General features: G+C 67.9%; 1 protein-coding gene. It reads right to left on the bottom strand.

The features are described 5' to 3' along the window. Nucleotides 1-68 precede the first annotated feature (68 nt). Nucleotides 69-1,445, bottom strand: a complete 1,377-nt coding sequence (locus tag JS531_RS10845; RefSeq protein ID WP_240542197.1) for an IS481 family transposase — start codon at nucleotides 1,443-1,445, stop codon at nucleotides 69-71. Nucleotides 1,446-1,528 lie beyond the last annotated feature (83 nt).

Below are 1,528 nucleotides of genomic sequence, written 5' to 3'. Positions count from 1 at the left end.
TGTATTGTCTCGGGGCATAGTTGACGTATGTCTTGGGGCATGGTTGACGGTATCTCCTGGGGCATGGTTTACATGTGTCCTGGGGCATGGTTGACGTCGGGCATGGGTTTTCGGTACTGGTAGTCGCGTGTGGTGTCGAGGGTCTGGTCGGCGAGGATCTCGCCGGTGGCGGTGTCGGTGACGGTGACGATGCCGTGGTCCACGCGCAGTTCCACGGTCTTGCCGGCGTTCTCCTTGCCGACGTTGATGGTGCGTCGGCGGCCCGCGATGCCGTACCGCGTGACACAGCCGTTTCCGCCGACCTTGTGGAGCTTGGCGGGGACGGTGACGTCGACCCGCGTGGGTTCCGTCCGCTCGGCGACGGGGACCGGCCTGCGCCGCCCGCTTTCCCCTCCGGTGGCGTTCCGTCCGCCCGCCTGCCGTTCCTCCTCGTCCCGTCTGGCCTGTTCTCGGGCGGCGAGCTCGGGGTCGGGGCCGGCCTTGCCCAATGCCTCGTACACCTCCTTGGGGGTGCGCCGGCCCAGGGCGCGGTGCGGGCGCTCCTCGTTGTATTCGCGTCTGAACTCGTCGAGCTGCCGGTTGAGTCCGTCGAGGTCCTTGGCCAGCGGCCGGGCCGTGAGCCATTGCTTGAGTGTGCGGTGCCAGCGTTCGATCTTGCCCTGCGTCTGGGGGTGATACGGCCTGCCGTTCTTCCGGCGCACGCCCATCAGGGCGAGCATGCGTTCGAACGGGCCGGGTTCGGCCGACAGGAGCCTCGTCGTGTACACGCTGCCGTTGTCGGTGAGCGTGGACGCGGGGATCCCGTATACGGAGCACGCCCGGCGGAACGAGTCCTCGATCGTCTTCATGGTGACGGCCGCGTACGCGCGCGAATACAGGAGGAACCTCGAGTGGTCGTCGAGCCAGGAGACGATCAGCGCGTCCGTGCCGTCGGCGAGCGGCCAGTGGGTGAAGTCCGACTGCCACGTCTCGTTCGGCAGCGCGGCCTCGAACCGCGTGTACGAGGATTTCGGCCGTTTCCTCGGCTCCGGGCGGACCAGCCCCGCGTCTTTGAGGATCCGGTGGATGGTGGAGTTCGCCGGCGGCCTGAGGCCCTCGCGCTCCAATCTGGCGGCGATGGACTCCGCGCCCGCGTCCAGTCCCCTGGACCCCAGCTCGCGGCGGATCGCGACGATCCGCTCCGCGATCCGCCCGTCGGTCCTGTTCGCGATGCGGTGCGCGCGCCGGGAACGCGGCAGGAGCCCCGGCTCGCCCTCCTTCTCGTATCTGCGCTTCAGCTCGTGCGCCCACTGGCGCGTGACCCCGTGGCGGCGCGCCGCCTCCGCCACCGGGACCCCGTTGCCGATCGCGTTGACGATGGCCTTGTTGCGCAGGAACTCGCTGCGAACGTCCCCGTTGTCTTCGATGGATGATGATGCCGACCGCTGCTGTGACTGTGTATCCATACATGGTCAACAACCGGCGACCTGTAAACCATGCCCCGAGACACCCGTCAACCATGCCCCAGGACATGGCGTCAACCATGCCC

Source organism: Bifidobacterium sp. CP2 (assembly GCF_018555635.1).
GTDB classification, from domain to species: Bacteria; Actinomycetota; Actinomycetes; order Actinomycetales; family Bifidobacteriaceae; genus Bifidobacterium; species Bifidobacterium saguinibicoloris.
Note: the sequence above shows the minus strand (reverse complement) of the source record. Positions and strands in the feature narration are given on the sequence as shown.

Coding starts and splice junctions, on each gene's coding strand:
- JS531_RS10845 (WP_240542197.1), bottom strand. CDS start 1,445: ATGGATACACAGTCACAGCAGCGGTCGGCATCATCATCCATCGAAGAC.